A 19523-nucleotide genomic window follows, 5' to 3' on the forward strand; every position below is an offset into this window, starting at 1 on the left:
GGCGCACCATGCCGAAAAGGGATTTCCTGGAATTTCACGCTGTCGATGCGGCCGTCATCGATCACCTGATCGACCGGGCGATCACGCTCGCGACGCTGTGGACCGAGCGCAGGATGCCGCAGAGCCTGACGGGCCGAAGGGTGGGCTTGATCTCGGACGATACCGGCTGGCGCAACATGACCGCTTTCGATCTTGGCATTCAGGCGATGGGTGGCCTGTGCACCCATGCGCCCGTGCATCTCGGCCAGCGTGAAGCCACGGCCGATCTCGCCGGCTATCTTCAAAACTGGTTCGACCTTCTGGTGATCCGCACGCGGGAGCTGTACAATCTCAAGGCGCTTGCCGCCTCCGCCGTTATCCCGATCATCAATGCGCGTACCAGCAGCAATCACCCCTGCGAGACCCTCGGCGACCTTGCCTATATCAAACAGCAGCGCGGAAGCCTTGAGGGTTTGAAGGTCTGCGGGATCGCGCCCGATGCCAATATTCTCCGCTCCTGGGTCGAGGCCTCCCTGATCCTGCCGATCGAGGTGGTGCAGGTCTATCCGCGCCTCTGGCATGTCCGGGATCCCGCGCTGGCCAATGCCAACTTTCGCGTGAGCGAGGACATGGACGAGATCCGCGATGCCGATGTGATCCTCACCGACTCCTGGCCGCAAGAGCGGGAAGCGGCGGATCTGGCGGCCTATCGTGTCTCGGCAGCCCAGCTAGACCGCGCAAAGAGCGACGTGGTTTTCCTCCCCTGCCCGCCGGTCGAACGCGGAGAGGAAGTCTCGGACGATGCTCTGCTGCATCCTGCTTACAAAAGCCTGGAGGCGAAGGCCTTTCTTCTGCATGCGCAAAATGCGCTCGTCGAATGGGTGCTTGAGGAGCGGTAGAGAAGCGGACCGAGGGCTGGGAGGCTGCCTTCGGAAACATCCGATGCGGGAAAAAGAGCCGAGAGCATAGGATGTCCATGATGTTCGGCCCGATGTTCCCGCTTCACTGGGTGGCGATGACGACGCGTCCCCCTCCTCGCTGCCGTGGCTGAAACCTACCGCTCACAGCCGCGCCTGCGCCTCCTTCACCGCCGCGAGATCCGCACGGAAGCGCGCGATCTCTTCCTGGCGCCTTGCCTCGTCGGGCAGGCGCAGCAGGTAGGAAGGGTGTACGGTGGTGTAGAGGGTGCGCCCTTCGCCCAGCTCGGTGAAGCGGCCGCGATGGTCGGCGAGTTTCTCCGTGTGGTTCATGACCGAGGTCAGCGCGGTCGCGCCCATGGCGACGATCAGCTTCGGCTTGACGATGGCGATCTCGCCCGTCAGCCACCAGCGGCATGCACGGATTTCTCCGGCATTCGGTGTCTTGTGCAGGCGGCGCTTGCCGCGCGGCTCGTATTTGAAATGCTTGACCGCATTGGTGACATAGAGGACGTCGCGCGCGAGCCCCGCCTCGTGCGCGATCTTGTCGAACATGCGGCCCGCCGGTCCGATGAACGGCCGGCCGGCGAGATCCTCCTGGTCGCCCGGCTGCTCGCCCACCACCATCACTTTGGCGTCATCAGGCCCTTCGCCGAAGACGGTCTGGGTGGCGTTGCAATGGAGCGGGCAGCGGGTGCAGGAGGCGGCGGCCGACCGCAGCGCCTCGATCGTGCCCTCGGGCGGGGCCTCGCCCTCGACCACGTTTTCGCGCGCCTTGCGGCCGGCGCCGGCGTGGAAGGCGGGCGGATGGGTCGGTGCGCGCGCGGCCATCTCCCGCACCCGCGCTTCCGCGCCGGCGATCAGCTCGGGGATCAGCGCCGCCTCGGGCAGGTTCTTCCAGTATTTCTTCGGCATCTCCGCCTGCATCGCTTTGACCTTGAGCCGCGCGGGATTGAAGATGTTGCGGAAATAGGTCCGCCACAGCCCGTCGGCATCGTCGGTAAGATTGGGGCGGGGGACCGTTTCATGTGAATCATGGGTGACGCTCAGCCGCTCGCCATTCCAGGCGGCCGTGCCCTTCGGCGTGGCGATGATCCAGTCCATGTCGTTGAACCGCCGCTCGAAGAAGGGGGCGGTGCGGGCAACGATGTAATGGTCCGGCTCGAACCAGGCGAAGAACCGCCGTCTGTTGCCGTCCGAACCCGTCTCGTCGGGGGCAAGTTCCTTGAAACGGACGAAGGCGGTCATCTTGTGCGCGTCGCGGCGCACGGACTTGGCCAGGGCCAGCGCCCTGGCGACCTCCGGGTCGGAGACATCGGCCAGAAGGTCGCGCTGCCCGCGCAGCCGCCAGAGCAGGCGGTAGAGCAGGTCGAAACGGCTGGGATCGCTGTGGCAGAGGACGGCCTCGGCCAGCGTGATGAAATCGCGCGGCACCGCGAAGGAGGGCATCGCCTCTTGTGGCCTGGGCGCATCGGTTGCGGCCTGCACTGTCGAGAGGGGAGCGCTGCCGCTCAGACCCTTGCTATCGGCAAAGAGATCGGTCGCGTCCCGCCGGCTCGTCCAGTCCACCGCCTCGGGCGGGATGGCCCGCGCAATCAGGCCGCGCGCGGCCTGGCGCCACTCGTCCAGCGCGCCGACGCCTTCAAGGGTGATGCGGATCCTCGTCATCGCCATGCGCGCCGCCTTGCTCGCTCCCTCTGCGCCCGTTCCATGTGATACGTCGGCAGCCAAGCTCACAGCAGCGACAATTGTTCCGGCTTGGGCTCGAACAGGCTCTTCAGGTCCGGCCGGTCGATCAGCCGGTGCGGCGTCCAGCCCTCGGCGACGATGAAGCTTTTCACCTTCTTCACCGAGACATGCAGCCGCGCGAGATCATCGAGTCCCAGGCGGCGCAGGCGGCGGGCGGAGAGGATCGATTTCACCGCCTTGGTGCCGAAGCCGGGCACGCGCAGCAGCATCTCCTTGTCGGCCGTATTGACGTCGACGGGGAAGCGCTCGCGATGGGCCAGCGCCCAGGCAAGCTTCGGATCGAGCGAGAGATCGAGCATGCCGTCGGGCCGCCGCTCCAGAAGCTCGCGCATCTCGAAGCCATAGAAGCGGTAGAGCCAGTCGGCCTGATAGAGCCGGTGCTCGCGCATCAGCGGCGGCTTGACCAGCGGCAGGGCGCGGGAGGCATCGGGGATCGGGCTGAAGGCGGAGTAATAGACGCGGCGCAGGCCATAGCTGCCATAGAGCCGGGCGCTGGTGGAGAGGATCGTGCCGTCATCGGCGGCATCGGCCCCGACGATCATCTGCGTGCTCTGCCCGGCAGGCGCGAAGCGCTTGCGGCTCTTCGTCTTCAGCGTGGGCTCGCCCGCCTCCTCGATCAGGAGCCGCACATTGCCCATGGAGCGGCGGATCTCGGACGGCCGCTTTTCCGGCGCATAGGCAGCAATGCCCGTATCCGTCGGCAGCTCGATATTGATCGACAGGCGGTCGGCATAGAGCCCGGCCTCTTCGATCAGCGCCGGCGAGGCCTCGGGGATCGTCTTCAGATGGATATAGCCGCGAAAGGAATGGGTGGTGCGCAGCTCCCGGGCAATGCGCACCATCTCTTCCATTGTGTAATCCGAGGAGCGGATGATGCCGGAGGAGAGGAACAGCCCCTCGATATAGTTGCGGCGGTAGAATTCCAGCGTCAGCCAGACCACCTCCTCGACGCTGAAGCGCGCGCGCTCGACATTGCTGGAGGAGCGGTTGATGCAATAGGCGCAGTCGAAGATGCAGAAATTGGTCATCAGGATCTTCAGAAGCGATATGCACCGGCCATCGGGCGCATAGGCGTGGCAGATGCCCGAACCCTCGGTGGAGCCCAGTCCGCCGGCCCCGTTGGGCCCGCCTGCATGCCGCTTTGCCGTCCCGCTGGAGGCGCAGGACGCATCGTACTTCGCGGCGTCCGACAGGATCGCCAGCCGTTCATTCAGCGACTTCTTCATAATTGTTCATCTTATGTTCTTGTCGGTGCATCGTCAAGGCAAAGGTGTCGCGCGTCAGCGCTGTGCGACACTCTGGCGCTCGTCGCTTTCTCGGGAACGAATTGTCTGGGCTCTCGTTAACGGCTCGACCCCTCGCGAAAACGATTTGAGAAAGGACTGACCATGCCCTCCATCAATGCTTCCAAGATCCTCATTCTCGCCACCGATGGCTATGAACGTTCCGAGCTGCGCGTGCCTCTGGAAAAGCTGCGGGAGCGCGGCGCTGAGGTGAAGATCGCCTCGATCCAGTCCGGCTCGATCAAGAGCTGGGACGAGAAGGACTGGGGCGACAGCGTCGATGTCGATCTCGAAGCCAAGAATGTGAAGATTGACGAGTTCGACGCGCTGGTGCTGCCCGGCGGCCAGATCAACCCCGATACGCTGCGCAAGGATGAGACCGCCGTGAAAGTCGTCCGTGATTTCGTGGCGTCCGGCAAGGTCGTCGCCGCCATCTGCCATGGCCCCTGGCTGCTGGTCGAGGCCGATGCGCTCAAGGGCCGCAAGGTTACCTCCTTCCCCTCCATCAAGACCGACGTGAAGAATGCCGGCGGCCTGTGGGAAGACGCACCCGTCGTGACCGACCAAGGCATCATCACCTCGCGCAAGCCGGATGATCTCGACGCCTTCGTCGACAAGATTGTCGAAGAGGTCGAGGAAGGCCGTCACGACCGCCGCGCCGCCTGAGCCACGCCGATTTTGCCTGCAGATGAAAGGACCGACACGATGGTAGATCTGGCCAAGACCCGCAATGATCCGCTGCAGCAGCTTTGGGATGTGGTGGAGAACATCCACGCCGGCATGCTGGGCGTGGAGGATTCACACCAACACATGCAGCCCATGGCGCCCTTCCTGGAAAAGGAAACCAATTCGATCTGGTTCTATACCAAGGCGGATACGGATCTGGTCCAGGCGGTGCGCACCGGCGACCGCGCCCATTTCTGCGTGGTCGGCAAGGATCATGATTATCACGCCTGCCTCGCCGGCCCAATCGATGAGGAGCTGTCGCGCGAGAAAGTGGACAAGTTCTGGTCGCCGCTGGTGGCTGCCTGGTACGACGAGAGCGGCAAGGACGATCCGCTTTTGACCATGCTGCGTCTGAGGGTCGAGGATGTGTCGATCTGGGCCTCGACCGGCAGCTCGGTGCGCTTCGGCTGGGAAATTGCCAAGGCGAACCTCACCAATTCGGAGCCGGATGTCGGCGTGCATACCCAGCTGACCCTGCCTCACTAAAACCTCACAGGAATGACCGAATCCCGGTTCGCCAGACATCCTGCAATGGATGAACGGCGGCCGGGTTTTGCCGTGCGGTCACGCGCAATGCGTTCGTCTTCCCTTCCGTCCTTTTCTGCCGATCAAGGAATGTCCGCCATGACGCAGCCCCCGAGCAAGGAACCTGGCCCGGAGATCGAACCCTATACCGGCCCAGCCGGAGGCTGGGGTTCCGTGACCTCGCTGATGCGGCAGGCCAAGCGGGCCAAGCGTCCGGCCAGCGTGCTGCCGGGGCTTGTCCAGCAGAACAAGCCGCATGGCTTTGCCTGTGTCAGCTGCGCCTGGGCCAAGCCCGCCGATCCGCATCCGGCGGAATTCTGCGAGAACGGCGCCAAGGCCACCTTTTGGGAGCTGACTTCCGACCGGGCAACGCCGGATTTCTTCGCCCAGCATACGCTTGCGGAACTGAAGACCTTCGACGATTACGAGCTGGAAATGACCGGCCGGCTGACCGAGCCGATGCGCTACGACCGGGAAAGCGACCGTTATTTACCCGTAAGCTGGGACGAAGCCTTTGCCGAGATCGGGCGCGAGCTTCAGGCCATCCGCGCGCAGGACCCGAAGACGGCGATCTTCTACGCCTCCGGCCGCGCCTCGCTCGAAACCTCCTATATGTATGCGCTGTTTGCCCGGCTCTACGGCAACAACAACCTGCCCGACAGCTCCAACATGTGCCATGAATCCACCTCCGTCGCCCTGCCGGAGGTGATCGGCGTGCCCGTGGGAACTGTTCGCCTGCCGGATTTCGATCAGGCGGATGCACTGTTCTTCTTTGGACAGAATCCGGGCGTCAATTCCCCGCGCCTGCTTCATCCGCTGCAGGAAGCGGTGCGGCGCGGTGCGCGCATCGTCACCTTCAACCCCCTGCGCGAGCGCGGGCTGGAGCGCTTCACCAATCCGCAGAGCCCGGTGGAGATGGTGACGCGTCACGAGACGAAGATTTCCAGCCAGTATCACCAGGTCAAGGCCGGCGGCGACATTGCCGCGCTTGCCGGCCTCTGCAAGGCGGTGTTGGCGATCGATGGCGACGCCATGGAAAGAACCGCCGGTGGCGTGCTGGACCGCGCCTTCATCCGCGAGCACTGCCATGGCTTCGAGGCGTTCCGCGCCTTCATCGATGCCACGCCCTGGGAGGCGATCGAGCGCGAATCCGGTCTGACCCGCGCGGCGCTGGAAAGTGCGGCCGAGGTTTACGTCAAGGCCAAGGCGGTGATCGGCATCTATGGCATGGGCCTGACACAGCATAAGCGCGGCGTCGAAACCATCCAGATGCTGACCAATTTCCTGTTTCTGCGCGGCAATATCGGCCGTCCCGGCACGGGCGTCTGTCCGGTGCGCGGCCATTCCAATGTTCAGGGCCAGCGCACCGTCGGCATCTCGGAAAAGACCAAGCTGGTGCCGCTTGACCGGCTGGCCGAGCAATATGGCTTCGAACCGCCGCGCGAGGATGGGCTGACCACGGTCGATGCCTGCGAGGCGATCATCGCCGGGCGCATCCGCGCCTTTGTCGGGCTCGGCGGCAATTTCCTGCGCGCCGTGCCGGAAACGGAGGCGATGGAGGCGGCTTGGCCGCGCATGCGGCTGACGGTGCAGATCGCCACCAAGCTCAACCGCAGCCATCTCATCAATGGCGAGGTCGCCTATCTCCTGCCCTGTCTGGCCCGAACCGAGATCGACCGGCAGGAGAGCGGGTCGCAGGCGGTGAGCATCGAGGACAGCACCTCCTGCATCCATGGCTCCAAGGGCTTCCACGCCCCGGCGAGCGAGCATCTCCTGTCCGAACCGCGCATCGTTGCCGGGATTGCCAAGGCGACGCTGCCTGCCAATTCGAACGTGCCCTGGGATGGCTGGGTCGCGGATTATGCCCGCATCCGTGACGCGATCGAGGCGACCTATCCCACGATCTTCACCGATTTCAACAAGCGGATGTGGACTCCGGGCGGCTTTGAGAAACCAATAGCCGCGCGCGAACGCCGTTTCGACACGGAGACCGGCAAGGCCAATTTCAAGGTGCCCTCAGCGCTTTCGGCGAGCTTCGCGGAGGATGCGCCCGATGTGCTCCGGCTGATGACGCTGCGCTCGAACGGTCAGTTCAACACGACCATCTACGAATATACCGACCGCTTCCGGGGCGTGGATGGCACGCGCAAGGTGCTGTTCCTTAATGCGCGCGACATGGACCGGTTCGGCCTTGCCGAGGGCGAGCGCGTGACGCTGGAGACGGCCGTGGACGATGGCGTGGTGCGCCGCGTCGCAGATCTGCGCGTGACCGCTTACGATATTCCCCCGGGCTGCTGCGGCGGCTACTATCCGGAATGCAATCCGCTGATCCCGCTCTGGCAGCATGCCGAGCGCAGCAAGGTGCCGGCGGCGAAGTCCGTTCCGGTCAGGATCGTCAAGCAGAACTCGCCATCGTAACTGGAACTGCAACCTTTGATCGCATATGAGAAATATGGGAAGAAAGCCGGCTTCGACACAATTAATTAAGCCGGCCCTAACCCCGCATCGCTAGATCTGGCGAATGCGCAGTCACAGGCCGGAGTTCATGGTGGCATTCTTCACGTCGAAATCGCAGGCGAAGCTCGACGCGATCGCCCGTTCCTATGCCGTCATCGAATTCTCGCTGGACGGCTATATCCTCGATGCCAACCAGGGCTTCCTGGAGACCATGGGCTATCAGCTGGACGAGATCCGCGGCAAGCATCATCGCATCTTCGTCGAGGCGCAGGATGCGGCTTCCCAGGCCTATGCCGCCTTCTGGGCCAAGCTGAAGCGCGGGGAGTTCGACCGGGGTCAGTATCGCCGCCTGGGCAAGGGCGGACGCGAGATCTGGATCGAAGCGTCCTACAGCCCTGTCCTGCAGGGCGGCCGTCCGGTCAGCATCATCAAATGCGCGACCGACATCACCGCGCGGACGCTGAAATCCGCCGAGGATGCCGGCAAGCTGACGGCGATCTCGCGTGCGCAGGCCGTGATCGAGTTCACGCCGCAGGGCGAGGTGCTGACCGCCAACGAAAACTTCCTGCAGACGCTAGGCTATGAGCTGACGGAGATCGTCGGCCGGCATCATTCCATTTTCTGCGATCCCGAGCAGGTGGGCAGCGCCGAGTACCGCCTGTTCTGGGAGGCGCTGAGGGCTGGCGAGTTCGTCGCGCGCGAGGTCCGGCGGGTGGGCAAAGGCGGCCGTGAAGTGTTCATCCAGGCTTCCTACAATCCGATCTTCGACCTGAGCGGCCGGGTGATCAAGGTGGTGAAATTCGCCACGGATGTCACCCCGCGCGTGAAAAATGTCGAAATGCTGCGCACCGCCCTGCGCCTCCTGTCGCAAGGCGATCTGACCCAGCGCCTCGACCGGGACTTCACGCCGCAGCTGGAAAGCCTGCGCCTTGATTTCAACGAGGCGATCGGCCGGCTGAGCGAGACCATGGGTGCGGTGGGCGACAATGCCCAGGCCATTGCCGCCAGCGCCGAACAGATCCGTGTGGCGGCCGACGATCTGGCCGAGCGCAACGATCATCAGGCCAGCTCGGTGGAGAAGACCGCCTTTGCGCTTTCGGCCATCACCCGCAGCATGGCGGATGCCACACGACAGGCCGAGGAGGCCGGCCGGATGGTAGAGGAGACGCGCGGTTACGCCGAGGGGTCCGGCATCGTCGTGCGCCGGGCGATCGCGGCGATGGGGCAGATCGAAACCTCCTCGCGCGAAATTTCCAACATCATCGGCGTGATCGACGAGATTGCCTTCCAGACCAACCTTCTCGCACTCAACGCCGGCGTCGAGGCGGCCCGTGCCGGCGATCTCGGCAAGGGTTTTGCGGTGGTGGCGCAGGAGGTCCGCGCCCTGGCGCAGCGCTCGGCCGAGGCGGCCAAGGAAATCAAGCGGCTGATCCAGACATCGGGCGAGCATGTGGCCAGCGGTGTCGCGCTGGTGGGCGAGGCCGGCGCGGCGCTCGACCAGATTGCGGCGCAGGTGAAGGATATCAACGGCAACGTCGCGGCCGTGGTGGAGGCGGCGCGCGAGCAGCGCGAGTCGCTGGGCGAGATCAACGAGGCCGTCAATACGCTCGATCACGGCACGCAGCAGAATGCCGCCTTGGTCAAGCAGTCGAATGCGGCAAGCCGCGATCTGGCCGAGGAGGCGAGCGGCCTGTTCCACCAGATCGGCCAGTTCCGCACCGGCGGCACGGCATCGGCCACGCTGGCGGAGACGGCCGCGCGGATGCGTGCGCCCTCCAGCCGGTTGGGTTCACATGGAGCGCCGCCCGCGGGCCTCCCGGCCAGCCGGTCTGCGCCCGCCCGATCCGCGCCCGCGCAATCCGCGCGACCGGCGACCGTCGAAAGGCCGCGACCCGCCCCGCCGCCCCGCCGCCTATCTTCCGCCGGCGGCGCCGCAGCCGTGGCGCAGGAAGCCAATTGGGAAGAGTTCTGATCAGGCCAAACGCCGCGCCGGCGCGGGGTGCTCTTTCATGACAGGCAGAGCCTCGGGCAGGGGCAGGCAGGCTGCCTCGGCAAAGGCCGCGCCGATGCCGATCAGCACCGGCTCGTCCACGCCGATCGCCTGCATGGCCGCTGGCATATCGGCGAGCCGGCCGGCCCAGCGCTGCTCCTTGTCCCGCGTCACCGCGCTCATGATCACGGCCGGCGTCGTCGGCGGCAGGCCAAAGGCGGCCAGCTTTTCGGCAATGCCGCCGGCCGTGCGCCCGCCCATGTAATAGACTGTGCTGGTGCGCGGATCGGCCAGCCCCTGCCAGTCGAGCGTGTCCGGCAGGGCGCCTTTACGCGAGTGGCCGGTGACGAAGCGTACGGACTGGGCATGGTCGCGATGCGTCAGCGACACGGTGAAGCGCGCCGCCATGGCGCTCGCCGCTGTGATCCCCGGCACCACCTCCACGGCGATGCCCTCGCCGCGCAGCCGCGCGATTTCCTCGCCGGCGCGGCCGAAGATCATGGGATCGCCTGACTTCAGCCGCACCACATGCTTGCCGTCCTTGGCGAAGCGCACCATCAGATCGTTGATATCTTCCTGCCTGCAGCTTTCCCGCCCGCCGCGCTTGCCCACCAGCATGCGCTTGGCCTCCCTTCGCGCAAGCTCCAGCACCTCGGCGGAGACGAGATCGTCGAACAGGATCACATCGGCCGACTGCAGCGCCCGCATGGCTTTGAGCGTCAGCAGTTCGGCATCGCCCGGCCCGGCGCCGACCAGCGTCACGCGGCCGGCGGGTGCCTCGATCGCCGTCGCATCGAGATCGCCCAAAAGCTTTGCCACGGCCTCCTCGCGCGAGCCCGGCTCGGTGGAGAGCGCCCGATCGACAAAGCGCTCCCAAAAGCGCCGGCGCGCCGGCCCCGGCTGCAGCCGCTCGGCCACCCTTTCGCGAAGGCTGCGCGCGGCCTCGCCCCAGCGCGTCAGGCCCGGCGGCAGCAGGGTCTCGATTCGCCGGCGGATCGCCTGGGCCAGGATCGGCGCGGCGCCATCGGTGGAGATCGAGACCACGACGGGCGAACGGTTGACGATCGAGCCGAACTGGAAGCTGCAGAAATCCGGTTTGTCGATGACATTGACCGGCACGCCGGCCGCCCGCGCGGCACAGAAGAAAGCCTGCGCCTCCTCCCGCGTCTCGCAATCGGCAAGCGCCAGGGCCGCGCCGGAAAACAGGCCGACATGCCAGGGATGGGCATGGTGGACGAGACGCCCCGGCCCGGCGCTTTCCTCGGCGATCAGGTGCGCCATGGTCTCATCAAGGGCCTCAGCGGGACAGTAGAGATGAACCTCGGCGCCGCAGGCGAGGAGAAGCTCGGCCTTCCAGGCCGCGCCATCGCTGCCGCCCGCCATCACCACCCGCCGTCCTTCCAGACCAACGAAGACGGGCAGCTTGGCGAGCGGGGCCATGCGGGCGCGCCGTCCCTCGGCGCTGGCGGTTTCACTCTGCGGCAGCGGCGTGACAGGCATGGAGGATCCCCTTGATCTCGGCACGGCAGGAGCCGCAATTGGTTCCGGCATTCAGGCAGGCGCCGATCGCCTCGACGCTTTGCGCGCCCTGGCGGATGGCGGCGGTGATCTGGTTGATGCCGACGGAAAAGCAGCTGCAGACGATGGCACCCGCATCGACCCGCCCGGCATCCGGCCGCCCGGCAATCACGCCAAGCCGGGCCTTGAGATCGCCATGGCTCTGGCCGAGCTGGGCCAGCGCGAAGCCACGGGCGGCGGCCACCGGACCGCGTGCGAGATAGACCGCCGCCACCAGCCTTTCGCCGGCGAAGAAGGCGAGGCGCACATCGCCGCCCGTGGCATCGAGATAGCCGATCGGTTCCAGCGACGGATCGAGACCGAAAGCGGCCCGGCACCAGTCGGCCCAGTTTGCCGGCGCCTCTTCCAGCGCGAATTCCAGCCGCCAGCCGGCCTCGGCCTTGCCCAGCGCCCAATAGGCGCAGTCGAGGTCACCAGGCTTTTGCGCCAGCACGGCAAAGCCATAGGCGGCCGCGGCAAAGGGCGCGGCGCTGACGGCGACGTTCTTTGTGGCCGGCTGGCCGGAATGCGGATCGGTGAGCCCCGGGATCAGCGCGCCGATCCGCGCCTTGGCGGCATAGGCGTCGTTCCAGTGCATCGGCGCAAACAGTGCTCCTTCCGCCTGCCGCGCGGTGACGAGTGCGCGCAGGATCACCCGGCCGAGCGGGCTCGTGACCGTGACCAGCTGCGCATCCTCGATGCCGAGCGCTGCTGCGTCGCGCGGGTGGATCTCGCAGAAGGGCTCGGCGATATGGGCGGAGAGGCGGGCGCTCTTTCCGGTCCGCGTCATCGTGTGCCACTGGTCGCGGATGCGCCCGGTGTTGAGCGTCAGCGGAAAATCGGCGGTGCGGCGCTCGGCCGGCTGCGCGGAAACGGCGACGAAACGGGCCTTGCCATCGCCATGATAGAAGCGGCCATCGGCGAAGAAGCGCTCCTTGCCCTGCCGGTTTGCGGGCCGCGGCCACAGGAAGGGCGGAAGTTCCTCGTAAGCTTCATTAGACATATCCGCGAAGGCGCCGATGTCGAAATCGCGGCTGCCGTCATTCTCGAAGGCCGAGAGCGCGGCATGTTCGGCGAAGATCTCGGAGGGCGCCTGATAGGCGAAGGCCGCGCCATGGCCGAGCCGGCGGGCGACCTCCGCCATCTGCCACCAGTCGGGCCTGGCCTCGCCGGGTGCTGTGAGGAAGGCGCGCTGGCGGGAGATGCGCCGTTCGGAATTGGTGACGGTGCCATCCTTCTCGCCCCATCCGAGGGACGGCAGCAGCACGTCGGCCTCGCGCGCGGTGTCGGTCGTCCCGCTCATGTCGGAGACCACAACGAAGGGGCAGGTGCTGAGCGCGGCACGCACCAGATCGGCCTCCGGCAGCGAGACCACCGGATTGGTCGCCATGATCCACAGCGCCTTGATCCGGCCGTCTGCGGCAGCGCGGAAGAGGTCCACCGCCTTCAGCCCCGGCCGGTCGGCAATGACGGGCGCCTTCCAGAAGCGGCGGACGCGGTCTCGGTGTTCGGGCTCTTCGAGCGCCATATGGGCGGCCAGCATGTTGGCGAGCCCGCCGACCTCGCGCCCGCCCATGGCATTGGGCTGGCCGGTGAGCGAGAAGGGGCCCATGCCCGGCCGGCCGATGCGGCCCGTGGCCAGGTGGCAATTGAGGATGGCATTGACCTTGTCCGTGCCCGAGGTTGACTGGTTGACGCCCTGGCTGTAGCAGGTGACGACCTTTGTCGTGCCGGCGAAGAGGCGGAAGAAGGTTTCGATCTCCGCCGGCGTCAGTCCGGTCAGCGCCTGAAGCGTGGCATCGTCAAGCGCCTCGGCCTCGGCCAGCGCTGCGTGGAAGCCGCGCGTGTGGGCGGCGATATAGGCACGGTCGAGCGCCGGGCTTCTGGCGAGATGGGCCAGCAGTCCCATGAACAAGGCCACATCGCCATCGGCGCGGATGGGCAGATGCAGATCGGCAATCTCGCAGGTCATGGTGCGGCGCGGGTCGATCACCACCACCTTCATGTCAGGCCGTGCGGCCTTGGCGGCGGCCAGGCGCTGATAGAGCACCGGATGGCACCAGGCGAGGTTGGAGCCGGTCAGCACCACGAGATCGGCGAGTTCCAGGTCTTCGTAAGTCCCCGGCACCGTATCCGATCCGAAGGCGCGGCGATGGCCGGCGACCGAGGAGGACATGCAGAGCCGTGAATTGGTGTCGATATTGGCCGAGCCGATGAAGCCCTTCATCAGCTTGTTGGCGACATAGTAATCCTCGGTCAGGCACTGGCCCGAGACATAGAAGGCGACCGCATCGGGCCCATGTTCGGCCACCGCCGCGCCGAAGCGTTCGGCGACGAGATCGAGCGCCGCCTCCCAGGAGGCCTGCCGCCCCCCGATCTCGGGATGCAGCAGCCGGCCCTCGAGATCGACGGTCTCGCCCAGCGCCGAGCCCTTGGAACAGAGCCGGCCGAAATTGGCGGGATGGTCGGGATCCCCCTTCACGGACACCTGCCCGTCGCCCTCGCGCCGGGCGATGACGCCGCAGCCGGTGCCGCAATAGGGGCAGGTGGTCTTGGTTTCAACGGCCATGACGGGGCTTTCTCCGGCAGACGGGAATCGCGGATGGAACAGGATGGGCTTGCTGAAGAGGCCGGAAATGCGTATTTAAATACGCATTAAAGGAGGCACGCGTGGAGTGCGACAGCCGCAAGATCATCCAGCGTCTCAAGGATGACGGCTTTACGCTCGTCAAAGTCTCTGGTTCGCACCACAAGTTTCGTAAGGATGATCGAACGGTCATCGTGCCGCATCCGAAGAAGGATCTGCCGCTCGGCACGGCCCGCAGCATCGCGCGCCAGGCAGGCTGGCTCAGCAAGCCCTCTGCCGAAGAATGAAAGGATAGTCCATGCGGTCCTATCTCGCTCTTGTTCACAAGGATCCCGACAGCGCCTTCGGCCTGTCCTTCCCGGATCTGCCCTCGGTCTTTTCCGCTGCCGACGAAGAGGGCGACCTGATCGACAAGGCGGCGGAGGCGCTGCGCCTGTGGGCGGAGGATGAAGAGCTGCCGGAGCCGACCCCCATCGACGTGTTGCTTGCCCGCCCGGATCTGCGCGAGGAGCTTGCCCAGGGCGCTTTCCTGATCCGCGTTCCGCTGATCGAGGACGACGTCCGTGTCGTGCGCGCCAATGTCACCTTTGAAGCCGGCACGCTGAGGGCCATCGACGCCGCTGCGGCCAAGCGCGGGCTGACACGCTCGGCCTTTCTGGCAAGCTGTGCGCGCAAGGAGATCGAGCGGGCGGGGTGACATCGTCGTTACTCCGCCGCCGCCAGCGCCGGCTCGGCGAGCGCGATCGAGAGGCGGCCATTGTCGTTGCGCACGGGGAAGGTGCGCACTGTGCCTTCATCGGCGCCAAGTGCTGCGCCTGTTTCCAGCGAGATCACCCAGTTGTGCAGCGGGCAGGTGACAGCGGCGCCGTGGACGATGCCTTCCGACAGCGGCCCGTGCTTGTGCGGGCAACGGTTCTCGATGGCGTAGACGGCATTGTCGGCGGTCCGGAACACGGCGATCTTGGCGGTCGGGGTCTTGATGCAGCGCGCGCCGCGCAGGGGAATGTCGTCGATCTCTCCGATGGCGATCCAGCTCATGGCATGTTCCTTTCGGGCGGTCGTAAATGGGTGGGGGCAGAAGGAGGGCCGCCGCGCGGATCAGCCGGCAGCGGCCCGTGCATCACTCGGCCGCGGCTTCAAAGCCGACGGTCGCCATGGGCTTGAACTCGTGCTTGTCCTTGCCGGAGACGCGCTCCGACCAGGGGTCAACCTGCGCGAATTGCTGGGAGAAGACGAAGCGTTCGTAATAAGCCCGGCGCTTCTCGCCATCCTCCAGGATCTGGCGGCGGATCTCGTCGAGGCCGATGCGCTTGGCCCATTTGTAGATGCGCTCGAGATAGCGGGCCTGCTCGCGGTACATCTGGGTCAGCGCGACGATATGCTCCAGCGCCTCGTCCTCGGTCTTGACCAGGCCGAGCACCTCCGTGCCCTTGATGTCGAGGCCGGCCGCGCCGGCGAAGTGGATCTCGAAGCCGGAATCGACGCAGATGACGCCGATATCCTTGCAGGTCGCCTCCGCGCAGTTGCGCGGACAGCCGGAGACGGCCAGCTTCAGCTTGGCCGGCGTCCAGGAGCCCCACATGAACTTCTCGATGCGGATGCCGAGCCCGGTGGAATCCTGCGTGCCGAAGCGGCACCAGTCGGAGCCGACACAGGTCTTCACCGTGCGCAGGCCCTTGGCATAGGCCTGGCCGGAGATGAAGCCGGCCTTGCCGAGATCGGCCCAGACGGCGGGAAGGTCTTCCTTCTCGATGCCGAGCAGGTCGATGCGCTGGCCGCCGGTAACCTTGACCATGGGGATCTCGAACTTGTCGACCACATCGGCGATCGCGCGCAGCTCGGCCGCGTTGGTCACCCCGCCCCACATGCGCGGGACGACGGAATAGGTGCCGTCCTTCTGGATATTGGCGTGGACGCGCTCGTTGATGAAGCGCGACTGGTAGTCGTCGGCATAGTCGGCCGGCCAGTCGCAGACCAGATAGTAGTTCAGCGCGGGCCGGCACTTGGCGCAGCCGCAGGAGGTCTTCCACTCCAGCTCCTGCATCACGGCGGGGATGGTCTTCAGCCCCTTGGCCTTGATCAGCCGGCGCACATCGTCATGGCCGAGCTCGGTGCAGGTGCACATGGGCGTTACGGCAGCGGGGTTATAGGCGTCGCCCAGCGTCAGCGACATCAGCTGCTCGACAAGGCCGGTGCAGGAGCCGCAGGAGGCGGAGGCCTTGGTGTGCGCGCGCACACCGTCCAGCGTCGTCAATCCCTTGCCCGTGATGGCCGAGGTGATCTTGCCCTTACAAATGCCGTTGCAGCCGCAGATTTCCGCATCATCCGGCAAGGCTGCAACGGCCGCCATAGGGTCCAGCGGAGACCCTCCCTGATAGGCCTGGCCGAAGATCAGCGTGTCGCGCATGGCCGAGATGTCAGCGCCCTTCTTCTTCAGGTCGTTGAACCAGGCGCCATCGGAGGTCTCGCCATAAAGCACCGTGCCGATGATGCGATTGTCCTTGATGACGACGCGCTTGTAGATCCCGGCTGTCGCATCGCGCAGCACGATTTCCTCGCGGTCGTCGCCATCGGCAAAGTCACCGAGGGAGAAGAGGTTGATCCCCGTCACCTTCAGCTTGGTCGGCGTATCGGAGTGGACGAAGGCGGGCTTGGTGTCGCCGGCCAGATGGGCGGCGGCAATGCGGGCCATTTCATAAAGCGGCGCGACGAGGCCATAGACCATGCCGTCCACTTCGGCGCATTCGCCGACCGCAAGGATATCGCCATCGGAAGTCCGCATGCCGGCATCGACGACGATGCCGCGGTTGACGGCAAGGCCGGCGTCCTTGGCAAGACCGGCATTCGGCCGGATGCCGACGGCCATCACCACGAGTGTCGCCGGAATGATCGTGCCATTGTCGAGCTCGATGCCCTCGACGCGATCCGTGCCGATGATGCGCTTGGTGTTGGCCTTGGTGATGACCTTGATGCCGCGCTCTTCGACCGCCTTCTGCAGCAGATAGCCGGCGGCGGGATCGAGCTGGCGCTCCATCAGCGTCGGCATGACATGCAGCACGGTCACGTCCATGCCGCGCAACGCAAGGCCGGCTGCGGCTTCGAGACCGAGCAGCCCGCCGCCGATGACGATGGCCTTTTCGCGCGATTGTGCGGCGAGCAGCATGGCGTCCACGTCGTCAAGGTCGCGATAGGTGATGACGCCGGGCAGGTCCTTGCCCGGCACGGGGATGATGAAGGGCACCGAGCCGGTGGCGATCACCAGCCTGTCGTAGCTTTCCGTCACGCCATGGTCGGAGGTGACGGTGCGGGCGTTGCGGTCGATGGAAACGATCCGATGGCCCTTGTAGAGGGTCACGTTGTTGTCGATATACCAGCCGTCGCCGTGGATGATGATGTCCTCGAACGTCTTTTCGCCCGAGAGCACCGGCGAGAGCATGATGCGGTCATAGTTGACGCGCGGCTCGGCGTTGAAGATCGTGACCTCGTAGAGGCCGGGCGCCTGTTCGAAGAGGTGCTCCAGCATGCGGCCGGGGGCCATGCCGTTGCCGATGATGACGAGTTTCTGCGTCATGCCGTCTGCTCCATATCTTTAGCGCTGCGCGTGCTTGCCGCGATCATCACGCCGGAGAGCGTCCCATAGGCGGTCGCCCAGGCAGACTTGGTCTGCGGCGTGAAATCGGGCCCGAGGCCCTGTTCCAGTGTCCAGAGAAGTGCGTCGCCCACCACCTGGTAGTGCTCGGGCTTCACTCCATAACCATTGTGCTTGACCGCCAGCGCTTCGGCGGCGGGCACGATGCTCGGAAGATCCTTGAGGCCGTTGACGACGACGCCGAGCGTCATCATCAGCTTACGACCCTGCTCCTTCATGTCGCCCTTGGAGAGAGGCTTCACCTCGGGCGCGATTTCAAAGAGCCTGCCGTAGAAGAGCTCCGCTGCCGCTTCCTTGATCGGGACGACTTTCGCGAAGGAGGACTGGACGAGATCGATATCAGTGGGTGTCATGGTCCCGTCCTCTCATTCAGCGGCTTCGACGAAGCGGTGGCGTTCGTAGAGGAACTTCAGCACGGCTTCGCGGCACTTGAGGTAGGTCCGGTCGGCGGCGAGCGCGATGCGGTCGCGCGGGCGGGGGATCGGCACGGAAAGCACCTCGCCGATGCGCGCCGCAGGTCCGTTGGTCATCATCACGATCCGGTCGGAGAGCAGCACGGCCTCGTCCACATCATGGGTGATCATCACCATGGTGTTGCCGAGCCGGGCGTGGATCTCCATCACCGCATCCTGCAGATGGGCGCGGGTCAAGGCATCCAGCGCGCCGAAGGGCTCATCGAGCAGCAGGATCTTCGGCTCCATGGCCAGCGCGCGGGCGATGCCGACGCGCTGCTTCATGCCGCCGGAGATTTCCGAGGGGCGGCGCTCGCGGGCATGCGCCATCTGCACGAGATCGAGATTGTGCATGATCCAGTCATGCTGCTCGGCCTTGGTCTTGGTCGCGCCGAAGACCTTGGTGACGGCGAGGTTGACATTGTCATAGACGCTGAGCCAGGGCAGCAGCGAATGGTTCTGGAACACCACCGCGCGTTCGGGACCCGGCGCGTTGACCTCGCGGTTTTCGAGCAGCACGGCGCCGGCCGAAACCTTGGTCAGCCCTGCGATCAGGTTCAGCATCGTCGACTTGCCGCAGCCGGAATGGCCGATGATCGAGACGAATTCACCCTTGTCGATCGTCAGGTTGATGTCCTTCAGCACCTCGGTGCGGCTGCCGCCCCGGTCGAAATGCTTGTCGATATGGTCGAGCTTGAGATAGGCGGTCATGGGTCTGGCTCCTCAGTTGGTGGCCGCGCCGCGGGTGATGATCCGGGCGGCGAAAGCGACGAGCTTGTCGAGGATGAAGCCGACCACGCCGATATAGACGAGGGCGACGATGATGTCGGGCAGGCGGGAGGAGTTCCATGCATCCCAGATGAAGAAGCCGATGCCCACGCCGCCGGTCAGCATTTCCGCCGCGACAATGGCCAGCCAGGACAGGCCGACGCCGATGCGAAGCCCGGTAAAGATGTAGGGGGCGGCGGCCGGCAGCATGATCTTGAAGAAGAACTCGACCTGGTTCAGCCGGAGCACCTCGGCGACGTTGCGGTAATCCTGCGGAATGTTGCGCACGCCGACGGCGGTGTTGATGATCACGGGCCAGATCGAGGTGATGAAGATCACGAAGATGGCCGAGGGGCCGGCCTGCTGGAAGGCGGCGAGCGACAGCGGCAGCCAGGCAAGCGGCGGCACGGTGCGCAGCACCTGGAAGATCGGGTCGAGCCCGCGCATGGCCCAGATCGACTGGCCGATCACCGCGCCGAGCAGGATGCCGACGATGGCGGCCAGGCCGAAGCCATAGGCGACGCGCTGCAGCGAGACGAGCACGCGCCAGCCGAGCCCGATATCCTGCGAGCCATTGTCGAAGAAGGGCGAGACGATCAGATCGCGGCTCTGCTCCCAGACGGTGGCCGGCGAGGGAAGGGAAGCGTCGGGCGCCGAACAGAGCAGCTGCCAGAGACCGACGAGCAGGGCGAGCACGACGAGCGGCGGCAGCACCGACTGGGCAAGGCCGATGCCGATGCGCTTGAGGTTGAAACGCGGCTGCGGGCGGCGGGAAAGCGCGATCACGGTGCCGCGCGCCGGGCTGGCGGCCTTGCGGTCTGGGCCGGCGCCGGCGGGGGTGGGGGCCAAAGCGGACATGGCGGGTTCCTTGACGAACGAAAGAG

The 19523-nt window shown here is 65.7% G+C and carries 16 protein-coding genes; 7 read left to right on the forward strand and 9 right to left on the reverse strand.

Annotated elements, in window-relative coordinates:
* Positions 1 to 8: 8 nt before the first annotated feature.
* Positions 9 to 878 carry an ornithine carbamoyltransferase gene (locus BJF92_RS07445; protein WP_075634127.1) on the forward strand — a complete coding sequence of 290 codons (870 nt, stop codon included), beginning with the start codon at positions 9 to 11 and terminating at the stop codon, positions 876 to 878.
* A 162-nt stretch (positions 879 to 1040) separates the two neighbouring features.
* Here BJF92_RS07445 and BJF92_RS07450 read toward each other — a convergent pair whose 3' ends face one another.
* Positions 1041 to 2570 (reverse strand): UdgX family uracil-DNA binding protein, encoded by a 1530-nt coding sequence (locus tag BJF92_RS07450; RefSeq protein WP_425356457.1) that lies wholly within the window; start codon positions 2568 to 2570, stop codon positions 1041 to 1043.
* A 59-nt stretch (positions 2571 to 2629) separates the two neighbouring features.
* Positions 2630 to 3871 carry a putative DNA modification/repair radical SAM protein gene (locus tag BJF92_RS07455; protein ID WP_075634128.1) on the reverse strand — a complete coding sequence of 414 codons (1242 nt, stop codon included), beginning with the start codon at positions 3869 to 3871 and terminating at the stop codon, positions 2630 to 2632.
* Between the two features lie 162 nt (positions 3872 to 4033).
* Here BJF92_RS07455 and BJF92_RS07460 point away from each other — a divergent pair, with 162 nt between their 5' ends.
* From BJF92_RS07460 to BJF92_RS07475, 4 genes are all read left to right on the forward strand, one after another.
* Positions 4034 to 4594 (forward strand): type 1 glutamine amidotransferase domain-containing protein, encoded by a 561-nt coding sequence (locus tag BJF92_RS07460; RefSeq protein WP_075634129.1) that lies wholly within the window; start codon positions 4034 to 4036, stop codon positions 4592 to 4594.
* 39 nt (positions 4595 to 4633) lie between these two features.
* The gene (locus BJF92_RS07465; protein ID WP_075634130.1) at positions 4634 to 5140 is read left to right on the forward strand and encodes a pyridoxamine 5'-phosphate oxidase family protein; all 507 of its coding nucleotides are present in this window, start codon (positions 4634 to 4636) and stop codon (positions 5138 to 5140) included.
* A gap of 138 nt (positions 5141 to 5278) precedes the next feature.
* Positions 5279 to 7597 (forward strand): FdhF/YdeP family oxidoreductase, encoded by a 2319-nt coding sequence (locus tag BJF92_RS07470; RefSeq protein WP_075634131.1) that lies wholly within the window; start codon positions 5279 to 5281, stop codon positions 7595 to 7597.
* 130 nt (positions 7598 to 7727) lie between these two features.
* A complete protein-coding gene (locus tag BJF92_RS07475) occupies positions 7728 to 9608 on the forward strand; it encodes a methyl-accepting chemotaxis protein (RefSeq protein WP_425356458.1) in 1881 nt (626 codons plus the stop codon).
* Here BJF92_RS07475 and cysG read toward each other — a convergent pair whose 3' ends face one another.
* Both cysG and BJF92_RS07485 read right to left on the reverse strand, forming a co-directional pair.
* Entirely contained in the window at positions 9609 to 11126 is a 1518-nt protein-coding gene (cysG, locus tag BJF92_RS07480; RefSeq protein ID WP_075634133.1) for a siroheme synthase CysG, read from the reverse strand.
* Positions 11098 to 13752, reverse strand: coding sequence for a nitrate reductase (locus BJF92_RS07485; protein ID WP_075634134.1), 2655 nt, complete (start codon positions 13750 to 13752; stop codon positions 11098 to 11100). The genes cysG and BJF92_RS07485 overlap by 29 nt, the downstream gene beginning before the upstream one ends.
* Before the next feature lie 101 nt (positions 13753 to 13853).
* On the opposite strand from BJF92_RS07485, the gene BJF92_RS07490 reads away from it, so the two are divergent.
* Together BJF92_RS07490 and BJF92_RS07495 are read left to right on the forward strand one after the other, a co-directional pair.
* Complete coding sequence (locus tag BJF92_RS07490) at positions 13854 to 14057, forward strand: type II toxin-antitoxin system HicA family toxin (RefSeq protein ID WP_075634135.1); 204 nt, start codon at positions 13854 to 13856, stop codon at positions 14055 to 14057.
* 11 nt (positions 14058 to 14068) lie between these two features.
* Positions 14069 to 14467, forward strand: a complete 399-nt coding sequence (locus tag BJF92_RS07495; protein WP_075634136.1) for a type II toxin-antitoxin system HicB family antitoxin — start codon at positions 14069 to 14071, stop codon at positions 14465 to 14467.
* A gap of 8 nt (positions 14468 to 14475) precedes the next feature.
* Here BJF92_RS07495 and nirD read toward each other — a convergent pair whose 3' ends face one another.
* From nirD to ntrB, 5 genes are all read right to left on the reverse strand, one after another.
* A complete protein-coding gene (nirD, locus tag BJF92_RS07500; RefSeq protein WP_075634137.1) occupies positions 14476 to 14808 on the reverse strand; it encodes a nitrite reductase small subunit NirD in 333 nt (110 codons plus the stop codon).
* Positions 14809 to 14890: 82 nt separating this feature from the next.
* Positions 14891 to 17341 carry a nitrite reductase large subunit NirB gene (gene nirB, locus BJF92_RS07505; RefSeq protein ID WP_075634138.1) on the reverse strand — a complete coding sequence of 817 codons (2451 nt, stop codon included), beginning with the start codon at positions 17339 to 17341 and terminating at the stop codon, positions 14891 to 14893.
* Positions 17338 to 17772, reverse strand: a complete 435-nt coding sequence (locus tag BJF92_RS07510; RefSeq protein ID WP_075634139.1) for a globin family protein — start codon at positions 17770 to 17772, stop codon at positions 17338 to 17340. The genes nirB and BJF92_RS07510 overlap by 4 nt, the downstream gene beginning before the upstream one ends.
* Before the next feature lie 12 nt (positions 17773 to 17784).
* Positions 17785 to 18582 carry an ABC transporter ATP-binding protein gene (locus tag BJF92_RS07515; RefSeq protein ID WP_075634140.1) on the reverse strand — a complete coding sequence of 266 codons (798 nt, stop codon included), beginning with the start codon at positions 18580 to 18582 and terminating at the stop codon, positions 17785 to 17787.
* Between the two features lie 12 nt (positions 18583 to 18594).
* The gene (gene ntrB, locus BJF92_RS07520) at positions 18595 to 19497 is read right to left on the reverse strand and encodes a nitrate ABC transporter permease (protein WP_075634141.1); all 903 of its coding nucleotides are present in this window, start codon (positions 19495 to 19497) and stop codon (positions 18595 to 18597) included.
* Positions 19498 to 19523: the final 26 nt, after the last annotated feature.

The sequence above is a fragment of the Xaviernesmea rhizosphaerae genome, assembly GCF_001938945.1.
Taxonomy (GTDB): domain Bacteria; phylum Pseudomonadota; class Alphaproteobacteria; order Rhizobiales; family Rhizobiaceae; genus Xaviernesmea; species Xaviernesmea rhizosphaerae.